The organism is Spirosoma pomorum, assembly GCF_054776615.1.
This window is the reverse complement of record NZ_BAAHBP010000024.1, coordinates 21,668-47,856: the sequence shown is the minus strand read 5'-3', so window position 1 is coordinate 47,856 and position 26,189 is coordinate 21,668. Positions and strand designations below refer to the sequence as shown.

Annotated in this window: 22 protein-coding genes; 10 read left to right on the top strand and 12 right to left on the bottom strand. The window is 50.3% G+C overall.

Translation table 11 applies throughout. From position 1 onward, the window contains the following. Window positions 1-7: 7 nt before the first annotated feature. The 4 genes from ACYVAD_RS13750 (at window position 8) to ACYVAD_RS13735 (ending at window position 6,707) form a co-directional block, all read left to right on the top strand. Window positions 8-382: a hypothetical protein gene (locus tag ACYVAD_RS13750; protein ID WP_461140076.1), complete on the top strand. Its 375-nt coding sequence runs from the start codon at window positions 8-10 to the stop codon at window positions 380-382. A gap of 109 nt (window positions 383-491) precedes the next feature. Continuing rightward, window positions 492-2,912, top strand: coding sequence for a TonB-dependent receptor (locus ACYVAD_RS13745; RefSeq protein ID WP_461140075.1), 2,421 nt, complete (start codon window positions 492-494; stop codon window positions 2,910-2,912). A gap of 303 nt (window positions 2,913-3,215) precedes the next feature. Beyond that, window positions 3,216-4,022 carry a GLPGLI family protein gene (locus tag ACYVAD_RS13740; RefSeq protein WP_461140074.1) on the top strand — a complete coding sequence of 269 codons (807 nt, stop codon included), beginning with the start codon at window positions 3,216-3,218 and terminating at the stop codon, window positions 4,020-4,022. A gap of 27 nt (window positions 4,023-4,049) precedes the next feature. After that, window positions 4,050-6,707: a carboxypeptidase-like regulatory domain-containing protein gene (locus tag ACYVAD_RS13735; protein WP_461140073.1), complete on the top strand. Its 2,658-nt coding sequence runs from the start codon at window positions 4,050-4,052 to the stop codon at window positions 6,705-6,707. 91 nt (window positions 6,708-6,798) lie between these two features. On the opposite strand, the gene ACYVAD_RS13730 is transcribed toward ACYVAD_RS13735, so the two are convergent. From ACYVAD_RS13730 to ACYVAD_RS13695, 8 genes are all read right to left on the bottom strand, one after another. Beyond that, a complete protein-coding gene (locus ACYVAD_RS13730) occupies window positions 6,799-8,016 on the bottom strand; it encodes a pyridoxal phosphate-dependent aminotransferase (RefSeq protein WP_461140072.1) in 1,218 nt (405 codons plus the stop codon). 111 nt (window positions 8,017-8,127) lie between these two features. Beyond that, window positions 8,128-9,807 (bottom strand): complex I subunit 4 family protein, encoded by a 1,680-nt coding sequence (locus tag ACYVAD_RS13725; protein ID WP_461140071.1) that lies wholly within the window; start codon window positions 9,805-9,807, stop codon window positions 8,128-8,130. A 15-nt stretch (window positions 9,808-9,822) separates the two neighbouring features. Then, on the bottom strand, window positions 9,823-11,712 hold the full coding sequence (locus tag ACYVAD_RS13720) for an NADH-quinone oxidoreductase subunit 5 family protein (protein ID WP_461140070.1): 1,890 nt from the start codon (window positions 11,710-11,712) through the stop codon (window positions 9,823-9,825). A 61-nt stretch (window positions 11,713-11,773) separates the two neighbouring features. After that, a complete protein-coding gene (locus ACYVAD_RS13715; RefSeq protein ID WP_461140069.1) occupies window positions 11,774-12,379 on the bottom strand; it encodes a 2OG-Fe(II) oxygenase in 606 nt (201 codons plus the stop codon). Next, a complete protein-coding gene (nuoK, locus tag ACYVAD_RS13710) occupies window positions 12,379-12,690 on the bottom strand; it encodes an NADH-quinone oxidoreductase subunit NuoK (RefSeq protein WP_461140068.1) in 312 nt (103 codons plus the stop codon). The genes ACYVAD_RS13715 and nuoK overlap by 1 nt, the downstream gene beginning before the upstream one ends. Further along, complete coding sequence (locus tag ACYVAD_RS13705) at window positions 12,677-13,219, bottom strand: NADH-quinone oxidoreductase subunit J family protein (protein WP_461140067.1); 543 nt, start codon at window positions 13,217-13,219, stop codon at window positions 12,677-12,679. The genes nuoK and ACYVAD_RS13705 overlap by 14 nt, the downstream gene beginning before the upstream one ends. Window positions 13,220-13,231: 12 nt before the next feature. Further along, complete coding sequence (locus tag ACYVAD_RS13700; RefSeq protein WP_461140066.1) at window positions 13,232-14,815, bottom strand: 4Fe-4S dicluster domain-containing protein; 1,584 nt, start codon at window positions 14,813-14,815, stop codon at window positions 13,232-13,234. A 101-nt stretch (window positions 14,816-14,916) separates the two neighbouring features. Beyond that, entirely contained in the window at window positions 14,917-17,322 is a 2,406-nt protein-coding gene (locus ACYVAD_RS13695) for an alpha-ketoacid dehydrogenase subunit alpha/beta (protein ID WP_461140065.1), read from the bottom strand. Window positions 17,323-17,554: 232 nt separating this feature from the next. Between ACYVAD_RS13695 and ACYVAD_RS13690 the strand changes: the two genes are divergently transcribed. After that, window positions 17,555-17,983 (top strand): DUF1573 domain-containing protein, encoded by a 429-nt coding sequence (locus tag ACYVAD_RS13690; RefSeq protein WP_461140064.1) that lies wholly within the window; start codon window positions 17,555-17,557, stop codon window positions 17,981-17,983. A gap of 130 nt (window positions 17,984-18,113) precedes the next feature. Here ACYVAD_RS13690 and ACYVAD_RS13685 read toward each other — a convergent pair whose 3' ends face one another. From ACYVAD_RS13685 to ACYVAD_RS13670, 4 genes are all read right to left on the bottom strand, one after another. After that, the gene (locus ACYVAD_RS13685; RefSeq protein WP_461140063.1) at window positions 18,114-18,599 is read right to left on the bottom strand and encodes a GAF domain-containing protein; all 486 of its coding nucleotides are present in this window, start codon (window positions 18,597-18,599) and stop codon (window positions 18,114-18,116) included. Between the two features lie 2 nt (window positions 18,600-18,601). After that, entirely contained in the window at window positions 18,602-19,108 is a 507-nt protein-coding gene (locus ACYVAD_RS13680; RefSeq protein ID WP_461140062.1) for a hypothetical protein, read from the bottom strand. Then, a complete protein-coding gene (mreC, locus tag ACYVAD_RS13675; RefSeq protein ID WP_461140061.1) occupies window positions 19,105-19,941 on the bottom strand; it encodes a rod shape-determining protein MreC in 837 nt (278 codons plus the stop codon). The genes ACYVAD_RS13680 and mreC overlap by 4 nt, the downstream gene beginning before the upstream one ends. A gap of 100 nt (window positions 19,942-20,041) precedes the next feature. After that, on the bottom strand, window positions 20,042-21,067 hold the full coding sequence (locus tag ACYVAD_RS13670; RefSeq protein ID WP_176564948.1) for a rod shape-determining protein: 1,026 nt from the start codon (window positions 21,065-21,067) through the stop codon (window positions 20,042-20,044). A gap of 209 nt (window positions 21,068-21,276) precedes the next feature. Between ACYVAD_RS13670 and ACYVAD_RS13665 the strand changes: the two genes are divergently transcribed. From ACYVAD_RS13665 to rseP, 5 genes are all read left to right on the top strand, one after another. After that, the gene (locus ACYVAD_RS13665; protein ID WP_461140060.1) at window positions 21,277-22,779 is read left to right on the top strand and encodes a GH3 auxin-responsive promoter family protein; all 1,503 of its coding nucleotides are present in this window, start codon (window positions 21,277-21,279) and stop codon (window positions 22,777-22,779) included. A 3-nt stretch (window positions 22,780-22,782) separates the two neighbouring features. Then, window positions 22,783-23,094, top strand: coding sequence for a nucleotidyltransferase family protein (locus ACYVAD_RS13660; RefSeq protein ID WP_461140059.1), 312 nt, complete (start codon window positions 22,783-22,785; stop codon window positions 23,092-23,094). Then, the gene (locus tag ACYVAD_RS13655) at window positions 23,087-23,518 is read left to right on the top strand and encodes a HepT-like ribonuclease domain-containing protein (protein ID WP_461140058.1); all 432 of its coding nucleotides are present in this window, start codon (window positions 23,087-23,089) and stop codon (window positions 23,516-23,518) included. Before ACYVAD_RS13660 ends, ACYVAD_RS13655 begins: the two co-directional genes overlap by 8 nt. Beyond that, window positions 23,515-24,687, top strand: a complete 1,173-nt coding sequence (locus tag ACYVAD_RS13650) for a 1-deoxy-D-xylulose-5-phosphate reductoisomerase (RefSeq protein ID WP_461140057.1) — start codon at window positions 23,515-23,517, stop codon at window positions 24,685-24,687. Before ACYVAD_RS13655 ends, ACYVAD_RS13650 begins: the two co-directional genes overlap by 4 nt. A 180-nt stretch (window positions 24,688-24,867) precedes the next feature. Further along, window positions 24,868-26,184 (top strand): RIP metalloprotease RseP, encoded by a 1,317-nt coding sequence (gene rseP, locus ACYVAD_RS13645; RefSeq protein WP_461140056.1) that lies wholly within the window; start codon window positions 24,868-24,870, stop codon window positions 26,182-26,184. Window positions 26,185-26,189: the final 5 nt, after the last annotated feature.

The following is a 26,189-nucleotide window of genomic DNA, read 5'->3' as shown; positions in this document are numbered from 1 at the left end:
TCTCTGTTTGTTGTTTCGCATTAGTGCATATCGGTTTGGGATTGCCCGTCTACTATTTGGCCTGTATCTCGCGATACTTGCCAACGGGATTATCTTTCGCCACGCGCACCGACTATCCGACGGAACGATTGTGTGCCACGCACACCCGTACAAAAATTCCTCTGGTACCCGCTTTCCTGACCATACGCACAGCCTGGATGAACTGGTCCGGCTTGATGCGTTCACGAATGCCCTCTACGAGAGCCCGGGTGCCTTCTTATGGGTAACTATCCTTGCCGTAGTTATCCTGTTAAGCCGTATTCTTTCTATTCAGGTACGGTTTGTTATTTCGTTACCTCATCTTGCCTTTCAGCATCGCGGTCCGCCGGTGCAGTTGATTTAATTCTGGTTTTCCCACAGCTACATATCAGCTAGCCAATGCGTATTGGTCTAGCTGTATGCGTTTGCGTGTGGCTCATAACTGATTTTTATCAACTGTTACCCAGCTTTGTATGATCCGACTACTTCTTGCTTTCTTATTTATTCCTTTTTTATCCACAGCTCAATCGCTGTTTACCGGTCAGGTTGTGGATAAATCGACGAACGAACCTCTGATCGGGGTTACGATTTACATTGCTGACCTCAAAAAAGGTGATTTAACCGATTCGCTGGGCCGCTTTCGCGTTGCAGACATACCAGTGGGTCCACACCGGGTTCAGGTGTTATTCGTTGGCTACAAAACGATAAATCACACTATTCAATTTACGACGGCTGGTATGACCACCGACTTTCAACTTGCTCCGGAATCGACTCAGTTAAATGAAGTTGTTGTTACGGGACTGACGACGGGGTCGACGGTAAAAGACAGTCCGGTTCCGATCATGACGTACAACAAAATTCAATGGCTGCAAACCAGTTCAACTAACCTGGTCGATGCCGTTGGAAAACTGCCGGGCATGTCGCAAATCACGACGGGCGTGGGTTTATCCAAACCTGTTATCCGGGGACTTGGCTTCAACCGAGTCATTACGGTTCACGACGGGGTGCGGCAGGAAGACAACCAGTGGGGCGAAGAACATGCGCTTCAGGTCGACGAATATTCCATTGAGCGCTACGAAATTATCAAAGGTTCAGGAAGCTTGCTTTATGGCTCCGATGGCTTGGGGGGCGTTATGAGTTTGATTTCAGCCCGGCCGCCCGAAGCGGGCGTAACGCGGGGGCAAATCCTGGCGAATTATCAGAGTAATAATGGCATGATGGGTCTCTCGGCAATGGTTGAAGGCACCAGCAAGTCTGGTGTTTTCGCCCGGTTACGGCTGAGTGGAAAAAGCGCCGGCAATTATCAGAATCGCTACGATGGGCGGGTGTACGGTTCAGCGTACCGCGAGTACGACATTAACGGGACCGTGGGCATAAACCGGAAGTGGGGTTACTCACAGCTTTACTTCTCGAACTGGCACCAGGACATCAACATCGTCACGGGTGAGCGGGCTCCCAACGGGCGCTTTTTAAAACTCGTTCAGGTTGCTGCTGATTCAGAGGCACTAGCTCCTGTTACCAACGCCGATTTACGAAGCCGCCAAATCGATCTGGCGAACTACCAGAACTTGAATAACATGAAAGTTTCCTGGAACACGTTCGCCAAAGTTGGTAGTGGTAACCTGTCGGCTATTGTGAGCTACAGCCAGAACCGACGGCAGGAGTTTGCCAGTACGCTGACGGATCAACCTGCGCTTTATTTTTACCTGCAAAACGTTTTCTACGACCTGAAATACTATTTCGGTGGTCGGAACGGCTGGGATTTCACCATTGGTGGAAATGGGTTGTGGCAGTATAATCAAAATAAAGGTTTACAGGTCCTCTACCCTGGTTACCGCTCCTGGGACAATGGATTATTCCTGTTCGGGCAGAAGAAAACCGATCGCCTAACGCTCAACGGGGGTATCCGTATGGACATCCGCCAGATGCGAATTAATCGGCTGTATGCCGACAGTGAAGGAAATTTTAGCGAAACGCCCATTGCTGGAGGCCAGTTTCGGTTTGGGGGGCTGAATAAAACCTATTCGAACCCGACAGCTAGCCTGGGCGCTACGTATAACCTGTCTAACCGCTGGACGGTGAAAGCTAATCTGGGCCGGGGGTTCCGGGCGCCCGCTACGCCCGAGCTATCAGCCAACGGGGAACACGCGGGTACGTTTCGTTACGAGATCGGTAGCCCGAGTCTGCGTTCAGAAACGTCCTGGCAGGGTGATCTGGGCATCAATTACGAAACACCCGACGTATCGGTCACGATAAGTCTGTTCCAGAACCGAATAAACAACTACACCTATTCGGAGAAAGTGACCGACCGCTTTGGCCGCGACTCAATTGTCGATCCTAGCCGTCCTATCCTAACGTATCGATACGTGCAAGGCAATGCCGTTCTGTTCGGGGGCGAGGGCCAACTCAGCATCAATCCTCGTTCCGCTCCGTGGTTTCATTTCACAACCTCCTACTCGCTGGTTCGGTCGCGCAACCTATCGTCTACGAGCGACTCGACAAAATACCTGCCCTTCCTGCCGCCACCCCGTGTGATCAGCCAGCTGAAGTTGACTCGCGCCGAAGCGGGTAATCACTGGCGTAATCTATACGCGTTGCTGGAAGTAGAACATAATTCAGCCCAGAATCAGGCACTGCTGGCTTATGGCACCGAAACCACGACGCCAGCCTACACACTAGTTAACTTGGGCGGAGGAACGGACATCACGAATAATTCAGGCCGGACGTTGTTTTCGCTGTACCTGACGGTACAAAATGTCTTTGACGTAGCGTATCAAAGCCACCAGAACCGTCTAAAGTATTTTGGTGTCAACGAGGCCACTGGTCGGCAGGGGGTGTATAATATGGGACGCAACGTCAGCCTAAAAGCCGTTGTCCCCATTGGGCGAAAGTAAACTCAACGACTAACGTAGCACGCTTTACGGTAGTCAAATCGGTAATAACGCATGCGCAAAATTGGTCCCCGCCTTGATTTAGCTTATCTGAGAAAATAGTCTGAGGTAACGAATAAACAGCTGTTATTCCAGCCAAACACGCCCCGAGTCGGGTGTCTGCTAAAAAGTCAGTTACTGAACTAACTGACTTTTGTTGATTAATTATTGTTAAAAAATCGAGGGAACGAGCGCAATGGACACTCGTTCCCTTTTATATTGACCCATTAATTGCACACCAATACGTCTTATTAGCCGTTCCTCTTTATGATTTTTCTGTTCGCCCTGCTCCTCAGCAGCGGCTTTTTCCAGCAGGAGCCAACTGCCTACCGGGTTCAATACCAGCTTACCTACAAACCCGACTCGACTAACCTCAAACGTATTGACAGCGAGCGATTTGTGCTCTTTATCAAACCGAACGAGTGGTCCTTCTACGGATCCGAAAACGCATTAAAAAGCGACTCCGTCAGCGTACTGGTCAAGAACGGGGTCATTCCAGAGACGGATTTGCTTGATAGCCGAAACCGATTTCGCACCCGGTTCAGGCAATACATACACAAGGAGTATGGTCAGAAAACAAGTAAGCTGTATGAGACCTTAGGTATACAGCCTTTTGTCATAACGCTCCCCAACGAATTACAGTGGCAACTCAGTGCGGAACAGGATTCCATTGCTGGCTTTGCCTGCACAAAAGCCACAACGACCTATGCCGGCCGTACTTACAATGCCTGGTTTGCACCCGATATTCCAATCTCCGACGGCCCCTACGTATTTAGCGGCTTACCGGGCCTGATCGTCAAACTCAGCGACAGCCGCAACCATTACGTCTTTACACTTGACCAGTTTGGCCCTTACACGGGCAAACTCACCGAAGCACCTACCTACCGAAAAAGAGAGCCGGTAGCGATCTCTCGTCAGCAAGCCTTTACTATGCGCGAAGACATGCGAAAAGATCCAGTTGGTCAGATCAAGCGGACGAGCGGTATTGACTTGAGTTCGTTTCAACGGGACGGTTCGTCAGCTACGCGGTCGTTGGACCGGAGCTGGGACAACAACCCGCTGGAGTTAAAATAATCTTCTTAGTTAACCTCTTTACTAACGGTGCTATCTGTCCTGCCGCGTCTTCTTTTGTGGCTTGTTTGCTGCGTCGCGACCTGTCAGGCGTCGGCGCAGGCGGTTTTTTCGGGCCGGGTAACCGATGCGACACACGCCCCCCTACCCGGTATTAGTGTCACACTGCATCCCCCTACGGGTACGGCCATCGTTGCTTTTGGTATCACAGACCCAGACGGCCGGTTTTCTATCCCCGCGAAGTCCAGTCAGGATTCCCTGCGCATCCGGGTTGTTGGCCTAGGCTGGGCCGTGCAGGAAAAGCGCCTGCCCAACCGCACCCAAACACTGTCGTTTAGTCTGGTTGCTCAACCCATCGCCCTGAAAGAAGTGCGGGTGAAAGTCCCCCCCGTTACCAAACAGAGCGATACATTATCCTACGCCGTGGATGCTTTTAAGAGCAAGACCGACCGGGTCATTGCCGACGTGATCAGAAAGTTACCCGGAATCGAAATGGAAGCCGACGGGCGTATCCTTTATCAGGGTAAGCCCATCAACAAATATTACATCGAAGGGATGGACCTGCTGGACAACAAATACCGGCTGGCCAACGACAACCTACCCATCGAGTCCGTGGTGAAGGTACAGGTCATCGAAAATCATCAGCCTATTCGTATGCTCGACAGCCTGGTTTTTTCTGATCGGGCGGCTCTGAACATCAGCCTCAAAAATAACGTCACCGTGACGGGTACAGCCCAGGTGGGCGGGGGCGCTGCGCCGTTGTTATGGGATGCCAACGTAACGCCCATGCTGTTCACCCGCCGGAATCAGTTCATTGGTTCATACCAGACCAACAACACAGGTAACAACGTCGCTCAGCAGTTGCGTAGCTTTTCACCGGGAACGGTGCTTAACCCGAAGCAAAACGATGACCAGAAAAAGGACTGGGTTTCGCTTCAGCCCCTCGCTACCCCCCTTTTTGACGAAACCCGCTGGCTGAATAACAACACTCACCTGGGTACACTTAACCACTTGAAAAAGATGGCTAACGATGTCGACCTGCGCTGGAACGTAGCCTATCTGAACGACTACCAGCAGCAGCGGGGGTACACCAACACCACCTATTTCACACCGGAAGACACCATCAGGATACGGGAGGATCAGTACAACCGGCTTTTTTTTCATTCGCTCGAAGCCCGGCTAACCATTCAGAAAAATAGTCCGAAGAAATACCTTAAAAACGAGTTGTCGGCAAAAGGCAACTGGGATCAACAACAGGGCGCTGTTACGTTGAACGATGTCCTGGGCAGTCAGCGGGTCAGTAACCCTTTCTTCTGGATCAGTAATCAGTTCGAGGACATTCTCCACGTCGGGAAACAACTTATTACGCTCCGTTCGGCTACCCGGATCAGTCGTACTCCGCAATCGCTGATAGTCAAACCGAGCCAACTAACCAATCTGCTGGACGAAGACATACCAAACGCTCAAATCCGACAGCAGGTACTGGCGACTTCGTTTGAAACAGACAATTCGCTCAGTCTAACCCGGCAATGGCGTCAGTTTACACTGCTCCCGCAGCTAGGCGTAACCGTTGAGCAACAAACGCTGAACAGCACAATTCAGATCGACGATACTAGTACGTCCCGCCTGTTGGCTAACAACTTCAGCAACAATTTAAACTGGTTTAGTCTCAACGGCTATCTCAGGCTCAAGACCCAGTACCGCAGAAACGCCTGGCGACTGGAGCTAGACTCTCCGCTCAACTACTACCGATTCCTGCTCAGCGACCCACTCGCCAATAAAGGCCAGCGATTAGAACGACTCGTCCTGGAACCGCGGTTAACGGCCCATAATAATCTGACCCAATTTTGGGAGATTCATAGTACATTCCAATATCGAAACCGTTTCGGCGAAATCGACGACGTTCATTACGGCTACCTGCTACGCACCTACCGAACGCTACAACGCCGGGATGTACCCCTACAAAATCGGCAAACTGTGTTGGGCTCGGTTGGCCTGAACTACCGTAACCCGATCACCTCGCTGTTCGGTAGCCTCTCCTACCAGTACAGCCTTTCCCAGCTCAATTTGCTTTACCGCTCGCGGATTAATGAGCAGGGCGCTGTAGACTACTCGGCCATCAACCAGATCAATTATGCGTCTGTTCAATCCGTTGATGGCCAGCTGGGTAAGTACCTACCGGAGCTAAAAACCAATATTTCAGCCCGGCTGAACTGGCTCACCACGACCAACGCACAGATTATCAACGGTTCCCTGGTTAACCTGACCAATCAAAGCCTTTCCCCTGGCCTGAGTGTCGCTACTAACGCGGGCAAGTGGGCTGACCTAAGTTATACGTATCAGCTTTCGTTGTACAAGGTGAATCTATCCGAAAGCAGCACGCAAACGACTACTCAGCAGAAGCACCAGCTTAAGCTCAACGCTTATCCTGCCAAGCACAGCTCGCTGAGCATCGAAAACGAGTATTACGTTAATCAACTCAGCACAAGCACCAACCGCAACTTCTTTACGAATATCCTATTTCGCTGGGCGTTACCCGGAAAAAAGATAGACCTGGAAACCAGCTGGCTTAACGTGTGGAATACGTCGACGCTCACCACAGTCTCAATTACGTCCTTTTCGTACATTGAATCGGCTTACGTGCTCCGTCCCACGCAAATCGTCCAGAAAGTCCGTTTTTCCTTCTGAAGACTATTACCAATTAAGACGGGAGGACAGGCCGAAAAGAAGTGTACACTTCTTTTCGGCCTGTCCTCCCGTCTTAATTTATCCTTTGTACTTATTTCAACGTAGCGACGGCATCCTTAATCCGCTGAACCGCTTCGACGAGCAGTTCGTCAGCTGCGGCTGTTGAAATACGTAGACAGTTTGGTGCTCCGAAGCCCGATCCGGCAACCGTCGATACATAAGCCGTATTGAGGAGCCAGGACGCAAAATCGTCGGAGTTGTTGATCGCTGTCGTACCGTCTGATTTACCGTAATAATAGCTAATATCCGGGAACGCGTAGAAAGCACCTTCCGGTACGTTCACGCGGAAGTTAGGTACCTCTTTCAGCAGGCCAACCACCAGATCCCGGCGACGCTGATACGCTTTCGTCATTTCTTTCGACGGTTCCAGTGGTCCATTCAGCGCGGCCACGGTTGCTTTCTGCGCAATCGAGTTCGTACCGGACGTAATCTGACCCTGTAGCTTTTCGACTCCTTCGGCAATCCATTTAGCTGCGCCAATGTAGCCGATCCGCCAACCGGTCATGGCAAAGCCCTTCGCAACGCCATTTACCGTAATGACGCGCTCCGCGATCTCCGGAATCGAGCCGATACTGAAATGACCTTCGGGCGTAAAGTTGATGTATTCGTAAATTTCGTCAGCCAGAACGTAGACGTTCTCGTGGCGAGCGACTACGTCGGCAATAGCCCGCAGTTCTGCTTCTGAGTAGATCGAACCAGTTGGGTTGTTAGGCGACGCATACATCACGATCTTCGTCCGGTCCGTAATAGCGGCTTCGAACTGCTCCGGCGTCACTTTGAAGTTGTTCTCAAATGAGCCATCAACCACAACCGCCTTACCTTCGGCCAGCTTCACCATTTCGGAGTAGCTCACCCAGTAAGGCGAGAAGATCACCACTTCGTCGCCTGGATTTACCAGTACCTGAATGACGTTCGCCAGTGAGTGCTTAGCCCCCGTCGAGACAACGATATTTTCGGGCTTCCAGTCAATATTGTTGTCCCGCTTGAATTTATCGGCAATGGCCTTGCGCAGATCGGGGTAGCCTGCCACCGGCGAATAACCATGAAATCCATCATCGATCGCCTTTTTGGCGGCTTCGCAGATGTGTTGGGGCGTCTTGAAATCAGGCTCCCCGACACTCAGACTAATTACTTTATGACCCTGCGCAGCCAGTTCACGGGCTTTTTTGGTCATCGCCAGGGTTGACGACTCTTCCAGCGCGTTAATTCGGTCGGCTAACAAACTCACTGTGTCGAGCGTGGCAGACATAATCGTGTTTTTTGACAATTTGATAACAAACTGAGGGCAAAGGTACTAGGTTTTCAGCGCGTCGATAGCTGAATTAACAAATTAAAAAATCAGTACCGAACGGATGAAGCGTTATTCAGCAACGAACTTCAACATCCACTGGCCAACGGACGCGTTTGTCAGGTTGAAAACGAGGTTGGGGAACAGCCCAATCAGCAACGCTATCAGCCCCAGCGGGATCAATAGTAGCTTCTCCCGAGCCGTCAGATCATGCAGCACCGCCATGGTAAATTTACGTTCCTCAACGGGCCGTACCCAGGTCGTTCCGAAGAACATACGCTGTAAGGTCCAGAGAAAATAAGCGGCAGCCAGGAGCAAGCCTATTGCGGAAACGGCGGTCAACCAACCAGGTAAATAGCTGGACTGGAAACTGCCCATCAACGTAAATAATTCGCCGACGAAACCGGAGAACCCGGGCAGTCCCAGCGAACCAAAGAAAGCAATGGCGGTCAGGATGGTGTATTGCGGCATTACGTGCAGTAAGCCTCGGTAAGAATCGATACGTCGGTCGTGCGTACGGTCGTACAGTACCCCAACGATCAGGAATAGCATTGCCGATAGAACCCCGTGGCTAACCATCTGATAGATGGCTCCGTTGATGCCTTCGCCCGTCAGAGAAGCAACCCCCAGCAGAACAAAGCCCATATGCGACACCGACGAGTAGGCGATCATCTTCTTTACGTCGTTCTGTGCCAGGGCATTCAAGCCGCCATATACAATCGACAGAGCGCCCAAGCCAGCTAATGGAAGGGCATATACCATACCTCCATCCGGGAAGAAATTCCATACGATTCGCAGAAAGCCGTAGCCACCGATCTTCAGTAGAACGCCCGCCAGCACCACCGATACGGGTGTTGGCGCTTCGACGTGCGCATCCGGCAGCCAGGTATGAACAGGCACGATCGGCAGTTTTATCGCGAACCCCAGGAAGATAGACCAGAAGGCGACCATCCGAACGGGCATTCCGAACAGAACTAGCTCCGACGCGGGGTGGAGAAAGGCCGTGGGCAGGTAGTTATTCCCATCGGCCAGGTGGCGCATGTCAAACGTGTGCACCACCTGCGACAACTCGAGCTGGCTACTTTGTAATTGCCCCTGTAGCATTCGAATTACGTCACCTGTTACCAGCGTGCCATCCGGGACTAATCCTGCCTGCACGGCTGTACTAATAGGATCGATCACGGAAAGGGACAACCCGATCATAACGAGCAGAATCAGCAGCGATCCTAACAGCGTATACAGGAAAAATTTAATCGAGGCATATTCCCGACGTGGTCCACCCCAGAGCCCGATCAGGAAATACATCGGCAGGAGCATGAACTCAAAGAAGAGGAAGAACAGAAAAAAATCCAGCGCGACGAAGCAGCCCATGATCGTTCCCGTCAGGAGCAGATAGAGAGAGTAGTAGGCCTTCAGCTTCTGGGTCATATTCCAGGAAGACACGACGCCGATAAGCATAACGACAGCTGATAGCAGCACCAGCGGTAAACTCATACCATCGATTCCAAGTAGATAATCGATAGAGATAATCCCCAGACTACCCAGTGGCAACGTAATCCAGTCAGCCTGCACCAATAATTGGTAATCGGCTACGCTGGTATCAAACGCTACATAAACAAAAGCCGCCAGTACTAACTCAACGAACGTAACGCTCAATGCAATCCACTTGAAACTGCTGCTTTGCCTGTCGGGCAGTAACGCTACCAACAAGGCACCCAGTAGCGGTAAAAATATAAGTAGCGTAAGAAGCATTCTGTCGTCATTAAATTACAAAAGCCACCACAACATCAGTAGCAGACCTACTACTGCGGCTGTGATGTAAGATTGAACTAGCCCGTTTTGCACCGACCTGGTCAGCTTCCCCAACTGGCCAGCTAACCAGGCTGCTCCGTTTACCAGGCCATCTACCCCAAACCGATCGAAGCCGTTAGCCAGGTGAGCAAGTACAACAGTAGTTACGCCAGAACCATTGACCACTCCGTCAATTACTTTCTGATCTGTTTTGTTGAGCCAGTGCGCAAAGCGGAGCGATGGGTTAGTAATGGCGTCTTTATACAGACTATCCAGGAAACCATATTCAATCGACAAACGCACCGCCAGCCGACTGGTATCTGCCTTTTTCATCTGGAAACCAACCCAACCGCCTATTAGTACCAGCGCAATGGACACCGGAGCCAGCCAGATGTACTCTGCCGATTCAGTTGCGGGGAAAAGATGCAGAAACCAACTGCCGTGTGCGGAAACCGGGTTAAGCGAAAACCAGAACGCGACGGACAGGAGCGCCAGCAGTAGCACTGGCCCCCGCATGAGCCAGCTCGGTTCGTGGAGCTGTTCAATGGATACGGACTCATTCCGATAATTGCCGAAGAAAATGAGCTGCCATTGCCGTGTCATGTACAAAGCGGTCATACCTGACGACACCAATAATAAGATTGGTATTCCGTACGCCATTGAGCCAGGTTGCTGCCCGGCCCAGGTAAATACCCCCCCAATCAAGGCTTCTTTCGAAAGAAAACCCGATAGCAGCGGCACACCAGATAAAGCCGCGGCACAGATCGTGTAACCGACAAACGTCATTGGCATCACCCGACGGAGGCCGCCCATCTGGCGCATGTCCTGCGTATGAACAGCGTGGATTATAGAACCGGCGCTTAGAAATAACCCAGCCTTGAAGAATGCGTGAGTCAGCAAGTGAAACAGCGCTTCGCTGACACTTCCCGTGCCCATCCCCGCCACCATCATGCCTAGTTGCGAAACAGTCGAGAAGGCCAGTACCTTCTTAATGTCCGTCTGGAATATGGCGGAGTAGCCCCCCCAAAGCGTTGTGATGGTGCCAATAACCGTAATAACAATCAAGGCGTCAGGCGATAGTAGCGGTTGGATACGAGCCAACAGGAAGATACCAGCCGCTACCATGGTCGCTGCGTGGAGCAGCGCTGATACCGGCGTGGGGCCTTCCATCGCGTCGGGCAACCAGGTCAGCAACGGGAATTGCGCCGATTTACCCACGCATCCCATAAACAGACAGAGCCCGATAACCGTAGCGGGGGCCGTCACTAAGTCGCCGTCCAGCAGAATACTCAGCTCGAACGTATCGTAGTAATAATAGGTCAGAAAGATACCCAGCAGAAAGCCAATATCCCCTACCCGGTTCATCAAAAACGCTTTCTTAGCGGCTTGCCCGGCAGCCGGGCGATCTGAATAAAAACCGATCAATAAGTACGAGGCCAGCCCCACCAGTTCCCAGAAAGCGTAAAGCACCAGCAGATTTCCCGCCAGTACAATGCCCAGCATGGCACCCACAAAGAGTTGAAGACTAGAAAAATAACGGGTTAATTTAGGTTCGTCGTGGAGATAGTCAATGGAGTAAAGCTGTACCAGCAGGGCAATAAAATGCACCAGCAGCAGCATTAACGCTGTCAGCGTATCTAGTCGGAGACTAAAATGGATGGGTACCTGCGGCATCTGCGCCCAGGTAATCGAGAAGGTTTCAGCCTGCGCTGGCATTGAGCTGACAGCCAGTATAGATAACAGCAGCCCAACTCCCGTGAAAGCTACAGCCAATCTGCCTGCCAATTGACGGCTGACACTCGCTACGGTCAGAAAACCGGCGAATGGCAGCAGTAACAATATGGTAACGAGGAATGAGTGAGACATTAGGCAGGCAGGCGATTATGGCCGCAAATATCCAGATTGATGACTGGGGAAACAAACCAACTCAACTTGTTTTCAGCCAGCCCGTCACGCTCAATCGTTCGCGGGTGGCAGGCAAAACCTCATGTTCAAGCCGACCACTTTCGAAACAGACCAGCCGCCCGCCCATTGGTTCGACCGTAATAGTTTGTTCATTTCCGGCTTCGTCAGGCAGGTAGAGAGCGAGCTGACCGCCGTCGTTTTCTTTCCAGTCGACGTTTAAGTAGCAGATCACGGACAGTTTCCGACGCGAATCGCTACGAAATTGATCGAGATGCCGTTTGTAGAACGTACCCGGCGGGTAGAGCGCGTAATGAAATTCATAATCCCGTAACCCCAAATAACAGGTTCGGTTGACATAGTCGACAAACTGGCCAATTCGTTCCAAAAAGGCGGCTTCTTCGGGCGTGCTGGCGGCTTCATCAAGCCATAGAATTTCGTCCCCCCGGATCTGTCGCTCAACGGTAGCCTGTTGATTGCCAATTCCCGCGGACTTGAATGTACCGGCCGCCCGGCGATCCTGCAAGCGACTGGCGAGGGCATTTACCTCAGCAGCAGTCAGAAAGTGATCGGTTATGCCGTAGCCCGCACTTAGAATACCATCTATGATTGTCTCAAACTGAGATTCCATTACTGTTTCAATTCATTGAGCTTGTCTAACTGTACTGTTCGGAAATGGCGGTACACCTGCAACACGATTGCCAGCGCCACGGCTGATTCAGCAGCCGCCACAACCATTACGAACAGGGCCAGCATCTGCCCCTGCAACCGATCCGAATCGTATTGACTGAAGGCAACCAGGTTAATATTGACGGCATTAAGCATTAGCTCGATCCCCATCAACACAACAATAGCGTGTCGCTTAAGTAGGACAATGGCCAGGCCGATACTAAACAACGCGGCCCCAACCAGTAAAAACAAATGACTATTAATGGCCTGCATTTTTCTTTTGATTAAGGACTGGGGCGGCCAGATACGTAGCGCCAACCAACGCTGCCAGTAACAGTATTCCGATCAATTCGAACGGCAGAACCGACTCGGTCATGAGCTGCTTACCGATCGTCGTAATGGTACTTTGCCATCCGATCGGCTGCTCAAAAATCAGAAAATTAGCCCGTAACAGTAACGTATACAAAGCCGCGAAAAGGCTTCCTGACACCAACAGGGCTACTACCCAACTGCGATTTAAACTTGGTACGGTATTAGGAACCTGGCTATTAGTGTCGCCGGGCGGTTCGGGCTTGTGAGTTAGCATCACGCCAAAAACAACCAGCACCAGTACGCCACCTACGTAAATCATCAACTGAGCGATCGCCAGAAAGTCCGCACTCGCTAGGACGAACAGGCCCGCTACGCCAAATAAGGTCAGAAGCAAAAAGAAGGCTGCGTATAATACGTTCTTCGTCAGCAGGACGGCTAATGCGCTGCCGATGATGAGGATAGCAAACCCGTAAAAAGCAAGTTGAATCACTGACGTAACAGATTATACCGATGTCTCATCGGAAGGTGGAGAAGGCGGAGCAGACCTAGGTTTCATCGTTGGTCGAAACGCCGGTTTAGACTTCGGTGGCTCAACCGGGCTAGTCTCAGATGCTTCATGTATTGATTCCGCTGATGCAGTCGGCTCTGTAGACCCAGCTGGCTTTGACGGTTTCATCGTCGGATGGAAAGCCGGTTTTGGTTTATCAGCCCCAAGTGGTGCAGCGCTCTCTTCCGTATTTTTTTCGGACGCAGTTACCGGGGCCGGTTTCATCGTTGGGCGAAAAGCGGGTTTCGGTTTCGGCGATTCATCCGGCACAGGGGAAGACGTTTTGTTTGTTGGCTCAGCACCCGCTGGTTCAGCATCTTTGGCAGGCTTCATCGTTGGCCGAAACGCCGGTTTAGTTTTTAAAGCCTCAACCGCTGGCTGCGCGGTTTCATCACTTACTGATTCTGAAACAGAGGGCGCCGGTGTAACCGAGTCAGCTGCTTTTCCCGGGGGTTTCATCGTTGGCCTGAAAGCAGGCTTCGGCTTTGGTGCCTCATTCGTACTATCAGCACTAACCTCATGCGTAGGTTCAACAGGTTTGCCCGGCGGTTTCATTGACGGGCGGAAGGCAGGCTTCGGTTTAGCTGGCTCCGCTGGCGTTTCTGATGCAGTCGCTTCAGTTGAAGTCGGCTTAGGCGGCTTCATGCTGGGTCGGAACGCTGGTTTTAGTTTCGGAGCCTCTTCAGCGGATTCAGTTTTTTCCGTTACCTCATCCCGGATAATATCCTGCGTAGCGGATTTGTCAGTAGCTTCAAACGTTGGATGCTTCTCGACTTCCAGTCCTCCCTGCGCAATCTGCTCCATCTCGGCTGGCGTCGCATCGGTTAATGGGTGTTTGGCCGCACCTTCACCGGAGTCGATTGACTCGACCGGTGGCGTTGCTGAAGCAGCAGGTTTGGCTGTCGGACGGAACGCTGGTTTCGGTTTGGCCGGTGCAGGACTTTTGGCTTCGGCCGGAGTGGCAATTGCTTTGGCGGCCGCCTTGGCTTCTTCCTTCTCCCGAACGAACTGCTCATAAAGCGCACGTTTTTCGTCGGCCTCGGCGGGCGTCAACTCGGCGAACTGGTACGTTAATTTACCTAAATCAAACTCACTGTAATCAAATTTCTTGTCCATCGTCAGGCACTCCGTCGGGCAAACGGCCGTACACAAGCCACAGTAGCAACACTTGGCCATGTCGATGTCGAAGGTGGCGGCATACAGCCGAATGGGAGAGCCATCCGATGCGCGACCTACCTCTTCGGTTGCCTTGATAGCATCGATCGTGATACAGTCCACCGGGCAAACCTTAGCGCACTTATCGCAGACAATGCAGTCCTCGATTTCATTCCGAAGCCTGTAGCGACCATTGTCCGGAATAGGCAACTGCTCGTGCGGGTATTGAAGCGTAACAAGACCGTTTTGCAGATCGAAGTAATTATCGCTGGCGATGCCCTCGGGGGTCCGGCGCTTCGTTGCATTACGTATGTGCCGCAATGTTAAACTGAGACCTTTGACTGTCGTCCGAATCCCAGATTTTATATCGTCAAAGTAAGACATTACTAAAGAGCGAAAGGGCGAAAGAGCGAAAGAATGAAAAAGTAGCTATCTCGCTCCGCTTTTGTGGTCCGATTTCGCTATTTCGCTCTTTCACTCTTTCGCTATAGTTCAGGAAACCGGTCTGGTTCAGCTTCGTTCATCAACTCATAAACCAGCTCGATTACGTCATCAACGCTTGGTTTTGAGAAATAATCCCCATCAGAGCCGTACGGTGGACGATGGGCCTTGGCCGATATCGTTCTGGGTGCCGAATCCAGGTACTGATACGCGTTCTGGCATTCGAGAACTTCCTGCATCATGAATGCCGACGCACCGCCGGGCACGTCCTCATCGGCAAACACAATTCGGTTCGTCTTTTTTACCGACTCAAGAATTAGGTGATGCACATCAAAGGGTAGTAACGTCTGCACGTCCATCACTTCAATGCTGATCCCCATACTTGATAGCTGCTGCGCGGCTTCCATTACAATTCGGCACATGGAGCCGTAGGTAACTACTGTTACGTCCGTACCGGGCCGCAATACGTCTGGTACGCCCAACGACAGGCAGAATTCAGTCAGGTTATCTGGCAATTTTTCTTTCAACCGATACCCATTCAGCGACTCAATCAATAGTGCTGGATCATCGCCCTGAATAAGCGTATTGTAGAAACCGGCGGCCTGGGTCATGTTACGTGGTACCAGAACATGAATACCACGCAGACTGTGCAACATAGCGCCCAGTGGGGAGCCGGAGTGCCAGATTCCTTCTAAACGGTGCCCTCTCGTGCGGATGATTAACGGTGCCTTCTGGCCGCCTTTCGTACGATAATGCAGCGAAGCCAAATCGTCGGTTAAGGTGGCTAATGCGTAATAAACATAATCGAAGTACTGAATTTCAACGATAGGGCGCAGACCCCGCATCGCCATACCGATTCCCTGTCCGACAATGCTCGTTTCGCGAATGCCCGTATCCGTAATACGTATCTCGCCGTATTTTTCCTGCAAACCGGCAAAACCCTGGTTCACATCACCAATCTGCCCTACGTCTTCGCCCAGTGCCACCACGCGGGCATCGCGACCAAACAGGCTATCAAAATAGCGTTGCATAATCTGATAGCCGTCGATGGTCGGGCTTTCTTCCGAATACTGAGCCGGAACCCCCTGAATCAACATCGGCGATTCGGGCGATTGGCTATACAGATGCGAGCTGTATCGTTCGCTGTTTTCGGTGTTAGTACGCTCCAGCCAGTCACGCAGATTCTGGCGGGCCGCTCCCGTATCGCTCCGTAAAACGCGCAGTGCCTTTCGAACAGCCGATGTAGCTTCCCGACGCTGGGGCGAGAAGCTTTTGCGCAACTCCTCCCGGATCGCCATCAACTCGGCTGATTTTGAATTGTGTCGAGCAGCCTGCTGAAGCAAATCAAGTACTTCGTTGAAATCACTCTGCATCGACTGCTGATAGGCTGACAATGCCTGCGCTCGTGCCTCCTTAGTCGTTTGCTTTGCTTCAGACTCGATAGTTTCTAGCTCCTCGTTTGTCGCGTAGCCGTTCTCTAAAATCCATTGCCGGAAGGTACGGTTACAATCGTGTTCTGCTTCCCAGGCCAGCCGATCTTTGGATTTATAGCGTTCGTGCGAGCCAGAAGTTGAATGCCCTTGTGGCTGCGTCAACTCCTGTACGTGTACCAACACCGGAACATGCTCTTCCCGACAAATCCGGGCAGCCAGCTGATACGTTTCCAGCAATGCTACGTAGTCCCAACCTTTTACGGTCAGAATCTCAAATCCTTTTTCATCAGCGTCCCGCTGAAAACCAGCCATTGCTTTAGAAATACTACCCTTCGTTGTCTGGTATTCAACCGGTACCGAAATGCCGTAGCCATCATCCCAGACTGACATGAGCAACGGAACCTGTAGCACCCCGGCCGCATTCATGGTTTCCCAGAACATACCCTGCGAGGTTGACGCATCACCAATCGTTCCGAACGTAATTTCATTGCCGTTCCGGGAAAAATTAGTCATGCCATGCAAGGCTGGATTCTCCCGGTATAACTTGGAAGCATACGCCAGCCCGACCGAACGAGGAATTTGTCCCGCCGTTGGCGAAATGTCACAAACTGAATTAAAGAGTTCCGTCTGATTACGCCACAAGCCCTGTTCATCCAGCCATCGGGTAGCGTAGTGACCATTCATAGACCGACCAGCCGTATTTGGCTCGGCCTCAACGTCAGTGTGAGCGTATAACTGCGCAAAGAATTCCTGCCAGGACAGTTCCCCCAAAGCCGCAACAAATGTCTGATCCCGATAATAACCCGACCGGAAATCTCCCCGTCTGAAAGCACGGGCTGCCGCTAACTGTGCCAGTTCCTTGCCGTCCCCAAAAATTCCGAACTTGGCCCGTCCGCCCATAACATCGCGCCTACCAAGGAGACTAGCCTGTCGGCTTTCGCAAGCCATTTGATAATCCCAAAGTATATTTTCGCGAGTCAGAATATCGGTCGAGCGGAGTTGTTCGTTTGCTATCACAACGGAGCTACGGTTTGAGAGCGTGCAATAATTTATTTCCCATCAAATTGGCTTAAGACCAATTCCAAGTAAAAGTAAAAGTACGGTAAAACAAGGCAGCTTTCAAAAAAACGAATTTTTGAGTTTCTTTGTTGAGTCGTTGAGAAATCGCAATTAGTTGGCAAACTGTTTGCTAGACAAACGTTGAAAGGAAGGAAATTTTTAATCAACCCAATAATAATTCCTTAGTATAATGAAAAAGATCTTTTCGCTTTTCGTAGCCTTTTTTGTATTTGTTGCAGTTAGCTATGCACAAAAAGGAGTGATGAAGTTCGCTCAGGAAACGCATGATTTCGGCAAAATCGAGCAAGGCAAGCCAGTAACCCACGTATTTGACTTCAAAAACACGGGTTCGGATCCTGTAATCATTAACGATGCGCAAGCTTCTTGTGGTTGTACTAAGCCTAGCTTCAGCCGCGAGCCAATCATGCCAGGCAAAAGCGGTCAGATCTCGGCTACGTTCAACGCAGCAGCTCCAGGTCAATTCACTAAAACGGTAACAGTAACCAGCAATGCTGCTTCTAGCCAGGCTGTTCTCTATCTGAAAGGTGAAGTCGTTAGCCAGAAAGAAGCGCAGACCGCTACTGACGCCAAGAAAAAAAGCACAAAAACTTCACGCTAACACGCTGAAGGGTTAATAGTGTGGTTAAAAAAGCATTTGGTTGTTTACCGGATGCTTTTTTCTTGTAAAAATGAATCGCCCAACTGCTTGACGGTTGGGCGATTCATTTTTAGTTGCAATCTGATTTTCTTTATATCGATCTTGTTAGCAGAGCCGCTATCTGTTCCAGCCCCTTAGCGTCAGCGTCGCTAAAATCATTAAGCTGGTCGCTGTCAACGTCAAGCACCATCGCCACGTCTCCAGCCTGATCGAATACCGGAACAACTACTTCGGATTTGGATGACGAACTACAGGCGATATGTCCGGGAAACTGCTCTACATCAGGCACCAGGATTGTTTCCTGACGCGAATAAGCAGCCCCGCAAACGCCCTTATCAAAATTAATTCGAGTACAGGCGATAGGGCCTTGAAACGGTCCCAAGACGAGCTGGTTTCCTTTCTTTACGTAAAAGCCGACCCAAAAGAAACCGAAAGCTTCTTTGAGTGCGGCTGCTACATTGGCCAGATTAGCCGTCAGATCCGGTTCGCCGTCGATAAGAGCATCAATCTGTGGAACGAGACTTTCGTAAACCACGCTCCGATCGGTAGTTTGCGGTAGAATGAGCGTTTCAGCCATCGTTAATTACGGGTAAAAAATTGAATCAAAACGATGCTGATCGTCGTAAACAATGCACTAGCGCCTATTCGGATCAGCGTCGGCAGCAGCAATGACAAGCTGCTAGCTTCAATGAAAAACAGCGCGGAATGGTGAATTAGTGCCAGAATCAGGACGTAACGAAAGAAGGTAGCCACTCCCAGGCCTTGCAACGAGAACTCAAGCCGGGATTCCATGCCCGGTACGTCAATCTGTGACTGAACGATCAACGGCCGGAAATAAGCCATCAAGACCGTAGCCGCAGCGTGCATTCCCAACGTATTGTAAAAAATGTCCACAATCACGCCCGTAGCAAACGCGATCAACAACGTCCATGTCAGACTGATTTCCGTAGGCAACAGCAAAATACAGGCGATGTAGACAAAGCAGAACGCGTAGTCGAACAGAACAAGATTACGAGCTATCAAGATCTGCAGCGCCAGATACAGCACGAATAAGAATAAAGTTGTTAAGATTTCGCGCAGCGTCATTTCTCAGTATTGACTTGTTGCTCTATTTTCTTCTGCTCGTCCTGCAGACGATTTTCAATGACGTACACGAACGCCAAACTGCTGAAGTTAGTAGCCAGATCAAGCGTTATATCGTGGAATACCCGGTTGGGTTGCTCACCAACTGTCCGGACACGGCCAATCAGAATACCAGGTGGAAACGTCGAGTTCCGCGCAGAAGTCACGACGGAATCACCTTTATGAACCGGCTTTGTGAGCGAAATGTCGTTCAGCTTAATCAGATGCGGATCAACACCATCCCATTTGGCCGTTCCAATTTCTTCCGCTTTTACTAATTGCGAAGAGACCAAGTATTCAGAGTGTAAAATGGACGTAATGACCGAAAAGTGGCGATTGCTGATTTTAACCCGGCCAACAATACCCGTCGGCGAAATAACGCCCATACCGGGACGAATACCGTCATCAGTCCCCTTATCAATCGTGATGTAGTTGTTAGCGAACTGAGTGGTATTGTTCACCACTTTAGCGACCGTAAACTTAAAGCGGTCGGCAAAAGCAGAGTCTGCTTTGTACTGTTCTGGAGCCGCCGGCTTACTTTGCAACAGCTGAGTTAGCCGCATATTGAGCCGCTGGTTCTCTGCCGCCAGATCTGCATTAACCTGCCGCAGTTGAACGTACGTATTCACTGTATTCGACCACGCCAGAATTTGCGCCGAATATCGATTGGCGGTATTAAAGTACGTAGCGCTCCAATAGTTACTGGTGTTGATGATGAAGTAAAAACACAACACTTCCAGCAACACAAACAGAATGAAGTTACGGCTCCGCAGGAAAAAGTCGACTAACTCTCCCATATAGTGGGTGGGCTGTTAGACCGGACGGCTACGTTCGGATGATTAGCCAACGCAGCTAGTTCACCCGGACGTAGCCGTCCAGTTTATTCCCTGATCCTAATTAGCTAATCAATACGGATTTGTACATATCCAGATTTTTGATCACCTCGCCGGTACCTTTTACAACGGCTTTGAGGGGATCATCGGCTACGTGAATAGGCAACTTGGTTTTAGCACCTAGCCGTTTATCCAGTCCGTGCAGTAACGCTCCACCGCCGGTCAGGTGAATGCCGTTGGTGTAAATATCAGCCGATAGCTCTGGTGGCGAAATTTCCAGGGCTTTCATGGTAGCCTCTTCGATCTTCGAGATTGACTTATCGAGTGAGTAGGCAATTTCGCTGTACGTTACCTTGATTTCCTTTGGAATACCGGTCATCAAATCACGACCGCGAATTTCGTAGTCGGCTGGTGGATTGTCCAATTCGGGTAGCGCCGAACCAACTTCCATTTTGATCTGCTCTGCCGAGCGCTCGCCGATCAGCAGGTTATGCTCCCGGCGCATGTAGTCAACGATATCACGGGTAAATACGTCACCCGCAATCCGGATCGACTGCTCGCAGACAATACCTGACAGGGCAATAACGGCGATTTCTGTCGTACCTCCACCGATATCAACGATCATTGTACCGTTCGGCTGCGTGATATCGATACCGATACCGATAGCGGCCGCAATAGGCTCATGAACCATGTACACTTCTTTCGCACCGGCATGTTCGGCGGAATCCTTTACGGCCCGCTTCTCTACTTCCGTAATACCCGATGGAATACAGATTACCATACGGTGCGACGGCGAGAAAAGCTTGCTGCCCGTATCAATCATCTTGATAAGACCCCGAATCATGAGCTCGGCAGCGGTAAAGTCAGCAATCACCCCATCTTTCAGGGGACGAATTGTCTTAATGTTTTCATTGGTCTTTTCATGCATCTGCATGGCTTTATGACCAATCGCCAGCACTTTGCCAGTCACTTTATCCATAGCAATGATGGACGGTTCATCGACAACAATCCGATCCTTGTGAATGATTAAGGTGTTGGCCGTACCTAAATCAATGGCAATGTCGCTGGTTAAAAAATTGAAAAGTCCCATTCCTGGTTAGCGCTGAACGCTTTATTACGAGTGCAGTCGTTGAAAAGACTGCAAAAATATAGATTATTCAAAAGAAACAACGTCTGCTTTCGGAATAGGTCTTCCTATTTTTCAGATGACAATCAGTTGGTTTGTGATGAAATTGCCCTCGGTTCTCCGAAATCCCATTCCGTGCGGGTTAACAGCGAAACTTATACCTTTGTACCACTATGGGAATTCGTTCGGTCGTAAGTAAGCCATTAGCCAAGTGGGTTGTTGAGCGGCAACAAACCTGGATGTATGAGCCTGCTCAAACACAGCAACGCTGGCTACGGCAATTAATTGCCGGGGGGCAGCAGACTGTTTTTGGCCGGGATCACCATTTTCGTGATGTTCAGACGGTTGACGATTTCCGGCAGGCAGTACCCATTCGAGATTATGAAGCCCTCAAACCATACGTTGAGCGAATCCTGGCTGGTGACGAAAATGTTCTCTGGAAGGGTAAGCCCCTGTACTTTGCCAAAACTTCAGGCACTACATCGGGCACCAAGTATATTCCCATCACCCGCGACTCGATTCCCAACCACATCAATTCGGCCCGTGATGCGCTATTGAATTACGTCTATCAAACCGGAAAAAGCGGATTTCTAGATAAGAAGCTAATTTTTCTGTCGGGCAGTCCCGAACTAACGCAGAAAGCAGGTATCAACATTGGCCGATTATCAGGCATTGCTAATCACCACGTCCCCGCTTATCTGCGCACGAACCAACTCCCCAGTTATGAAACCAATACCATCGACGACTGGGAAACGAAGCTGGAACGAATCATCGACGAAACGCTGACGCAGCCCATGTCGCTGATTTCGGGTATTCCGCCCTGGGTGCAGATGTATTTCGATCGGATCCAGGAACGTACCGGCAAGCTGATCAAAGACGTTTTTCCCGATTTTTCGGTCTTTGTATATGGCGGAGTCAATTTTGAACCGTATCGAGCCAAGTTATTTGAGAGTATTGGCAAACGGGTTGATTCTATTGAAACGTATCCGGCTTCCGAAGGCTTCATCGCTTTTCAGGATACGCAGGATCAGGAAGGCCTGCTACTGCTGTTGGATAGCGGTATTTTTTTTGAGTTTATCCCAGCCGATGAATATTTTTCCGAAAACCCACGACGACTAACGATTGACGAAGTCGAATTAGGAAAGAACTACGCGGTGATCATTAACAATAACGCGGGACTATGGGGATATTCGTTAGGCGACACGGTCAAGTTCATTTCCCGCGAGCCGTATCGTCTGCTGGTAACCGGACGTATCAAGCACTTTATCTCTGCCTTCGGCGAACACGTGATCGGTGAGGAAGTGGAAAAGGCCTTGCAATACGCGATGCAGCAACATCCGGAAACAGAAGTCGTTGAGTTTACGGTCGCACCAATGGTGAGTCCAAGGGAAGGGTTACCCTATCACGAGTGGCTGATCGAATTCGCTACGCCCCCAAACGACGTAGCAACGTTCGCAAAGCAACTTGACGAACGCCTGACGAAGCTAAACGTTTATTACGACGACCTAATCACGGGTTCTATTTTGCAGCCGTTGAAGTTGACCAGTCTCCCCCGGGGGTCATTCCAGCGGTACATGAAATCACAGGGCAAGCTGGGTGGCCAGAATAAAGTCCCCCGCCTGGCCAATGATCGCAATATTGCTGAGGGGCTGTTGGAGGTTAACGCATCTATTTAATCAATGAAAGCAACCGCCGTTACTCGCGACTTTATTCTGGAAACGTTACGTGCCAACCGGGAACGATTACGGACCGAGTTTGGCGTCGAACGGATTGGACTATATGGTAGCTTCGCTCGTAATGAGCAGAATGAAAAGAGCGACATTGACCTGGTATATCATTTGCAGGATGGCCGTTTTTTGGACCTGCCTACTCGCGAACGTCTTTATCGAGTATTAAGAAGAAACCTGGGACGGAAGCTGGATCTGGTAAACGATAAAGTCATGAACCCTTTCATAAGCTACTACATGCGCAAGGATGTAATCTATGTTTAGCAACCGTAATCTTACGTACATCTGTACACTACTCGAGTGTATCGAAAAGATTTTCTTATATAGTGACGGTTTCAACGACGCAACAGAGTTTGCTTTGGCAAACGACCAGCTGAATTTTAATGCTACTTGGGGCTTACTATTAGTCGTTGGAGAAGAGTCTAAAAAGATTGACAAAGAGCTTAAACATATCTATTCTGATATTGCATGGCAGCAAATGGCTGGTATGCGTAACTATTTAGCGCATGATTACAGAGGAGTCGATAAAGAACTGGTTTATCAAACCAGCCGCTATAGCCTCACTAAATTAAAAGAAGCGCTGATCCATATGATTGACAGTGTGGATTATGAAGACGGAGCTCTTGCAGAAGCTCTTGACTCTCCTTATTACCAGCATATTCAGTACCTGCGCACCAAACTTAAATGACTGAAATAAAAAAACGCCATATCGCTATCCTCGGTTCGACCGGTTCCATCGGAACACAGGCCATCGAGGTGATAAAAGCCCATCCCGACCAGTTTCAGGTTGAGGTCCTGACAACAAACAACAACGCCGAACTGCTTATCCAGCAGGCTGTTGAACTAAAGCCGAACGTAGTTGTTATTTGCAACACCGACCGCTACGACCAGGTTTTTTCGGCGCTGGACCCACTGGGGATTAAAGTCTACTCTGGTATTAACGCCATTGCCTCGGTCGTGCAGATGGATACCATCGACATCGTCCTGACAGCTATGGTTGGCTACGCGGGTCTACTACCGACGATCAAAGCCATTGAAGCGGGCAAAGCTATTGCGCTCGCTAACAAAGAGACGCTCGTAGTGGCCGGGGAGCTAATTACGCAACTGGCAGCCCAGAAAGGCGTCAACATTTTTCCGGTTGACTCAGAGCATTCAGCTATATTCCAGTGTCTGGTTGGTGAGTTTCATAACCCAATTGAAAAGATCATTCTGACGGCTTCGGGTGGTCCGTTCCGTGGAAAATCGCAGGAGTTTCTGGCAAACGTAACGAAAGCGCAAGCACTCAAGCATCCCAACTGGACAATGGGCGCCAAAATAACCATTGACTCGGCCACCCTGATGAACAAAGGGTTGGAAGTGATCGAAGCCAAATGGCTCTTTGGTCTCACGCCTGAGCAGATTGACGTGATTGTTCACCCTCAGAGTATTATTCATTCGCTGGTTCAGTTTGAGGACGGTAGTTTAAAAGCGCAGATGGGTCTACCCGATATGCGGTTACCCATTCAGTTTGCACTGGGTTACCCCAATCGACTACATTCTGACTTCCCACGCTTTAATTTCCTGGACTATCCATCCCTTACGTTCGAGCAGCCGGATTTGAAAACCTTCCGCAACCTGCAACTGGCGTTCGATGCGTTGGCGCAGGGCGGAAATGCCCCTTGTATTATCAATGCTGCCAACGAAATAGCGGTCGATGCCTTCCTGCACGACCAGATTGGCTTCCTTGATATTTCCGAAATTATTGAGACTTGCTTACATTCGGTTCCGTTTATTCAAGCACCGTCTTATGACGATTACGTAGGCACCGACGAGGCAACTCGGTTACTTGCTACTGAGCGAATTAAAAGTTTGGTATAACTGTTTGTACAAGAGGGAACATTCTTAACGTTTTTAAGCACGTGGACTACTGGGTTTGGTTTATTATCGGTTTGGCACTTGGTTTCTTTGTCCTTAGGCTGTTTAACCGCCGATCAAAATAACCCGGCATTCGTGCATTTATTCATTCGCTTAACCGCGCATATCATTGTTCAGTAGTAAATGGAAGTTTTAGTTATGGCCGGACAGCTCATTTTGGGGCTGTCTATTCTGGTTGGATTACACGAGTTAGGGCACTTACTGGCAGCCAAGGCATTCGGCATGCGGGTTGAACAATATTACATCGGCTTCCCGCCGAAAATATGGAGTATCAAACGCGGAGAAACGGAGTACGGCGTGGGAGCCATCCCGCTTGGTGGTTTCGTTAAGATTTCGGGAATGATCGACGAATCACTCGATACGTCCCATACCAATACCGAACCGCTTCCGTACGAATTCCGGGCGAAACCAGCCTGGCAGCGGCTTATCGTTATGCTTGGCGGTATTATCGTCAACGTCATTGTCGGAATTTTGATTTTTGTTGTTCTGTCTTACAAAAACGGGAATACGTATCTGGCCGCGAAAGACGCTAAATACGGTATTGTTGCCTATGATCTGGCCAAAAGCATTGGTCTGCAAACCGGTGATAAAATTGTCAAGGTGAACGGCAGAACCATTACGGATTTTAACGAAATACGGGGCTCCGATGTCATTCTGGGCGACAACAGTACGTACACTGTTGAGCGGAATGGCAAGCTGATCGATATCGATATTCCTAATGACTTTATCGACAAGCTGGCCGACAAGAAAAGCGTAGGGCAGTTCATCGATCCCATCGAACCCTTCAAGGTTCGGGAGGTGGCACCGGGTCAGCCGGCGGATAAAGCTGGTCTGGAAGCTGGTGACATGATTACCAGCGTCAATGGAAAGCCAGTTCGCTTCTACCATGAGTTTGTTGATCTGGTAAAGCCCCTGAAGAACAAGCCTATTACGTTGGGCGTCAATCGGAACGGCCAATCTAAAACGTTAAATCTGACGACGACCGAAGACGGTACGATCGGTTTCTACGCCGAATTCCTGCTTCCTGTTACTAAAGAGGATTACACCTTTGGGCAGGCGCTCTCCATTGGCACAGAAAAAGCGTTCAGCGTCGTTTACGACAACATCAAAGGATTCGGTAAAATCTTCCGGGGAGAAGTATCGGCTTCGAAAGCCCTGAGCGGCCCGATTGGTATTGCGCAGAATCTGTTCGGCGGTATTTGGGTCTGGGATCGCTTCTGGACTGTAACGGGTCTGCTATCGATGGCACTGGCATTTATGAACGCGCTGCCAATTCCCGCGCTGGACGGTGGTCACGCCACTATTCTGGGCTATGAAATCATCTCGGGACGTAAGCCATCCGACCGTTTTCTGGAGGGAGCCCAGCGTGTGGGTATGGTTATCTTGCTGGGTCTGATGGCTTTCGCAATTTTCAACGACGTATTCAAAGCTGTTTTTTAAGTTGA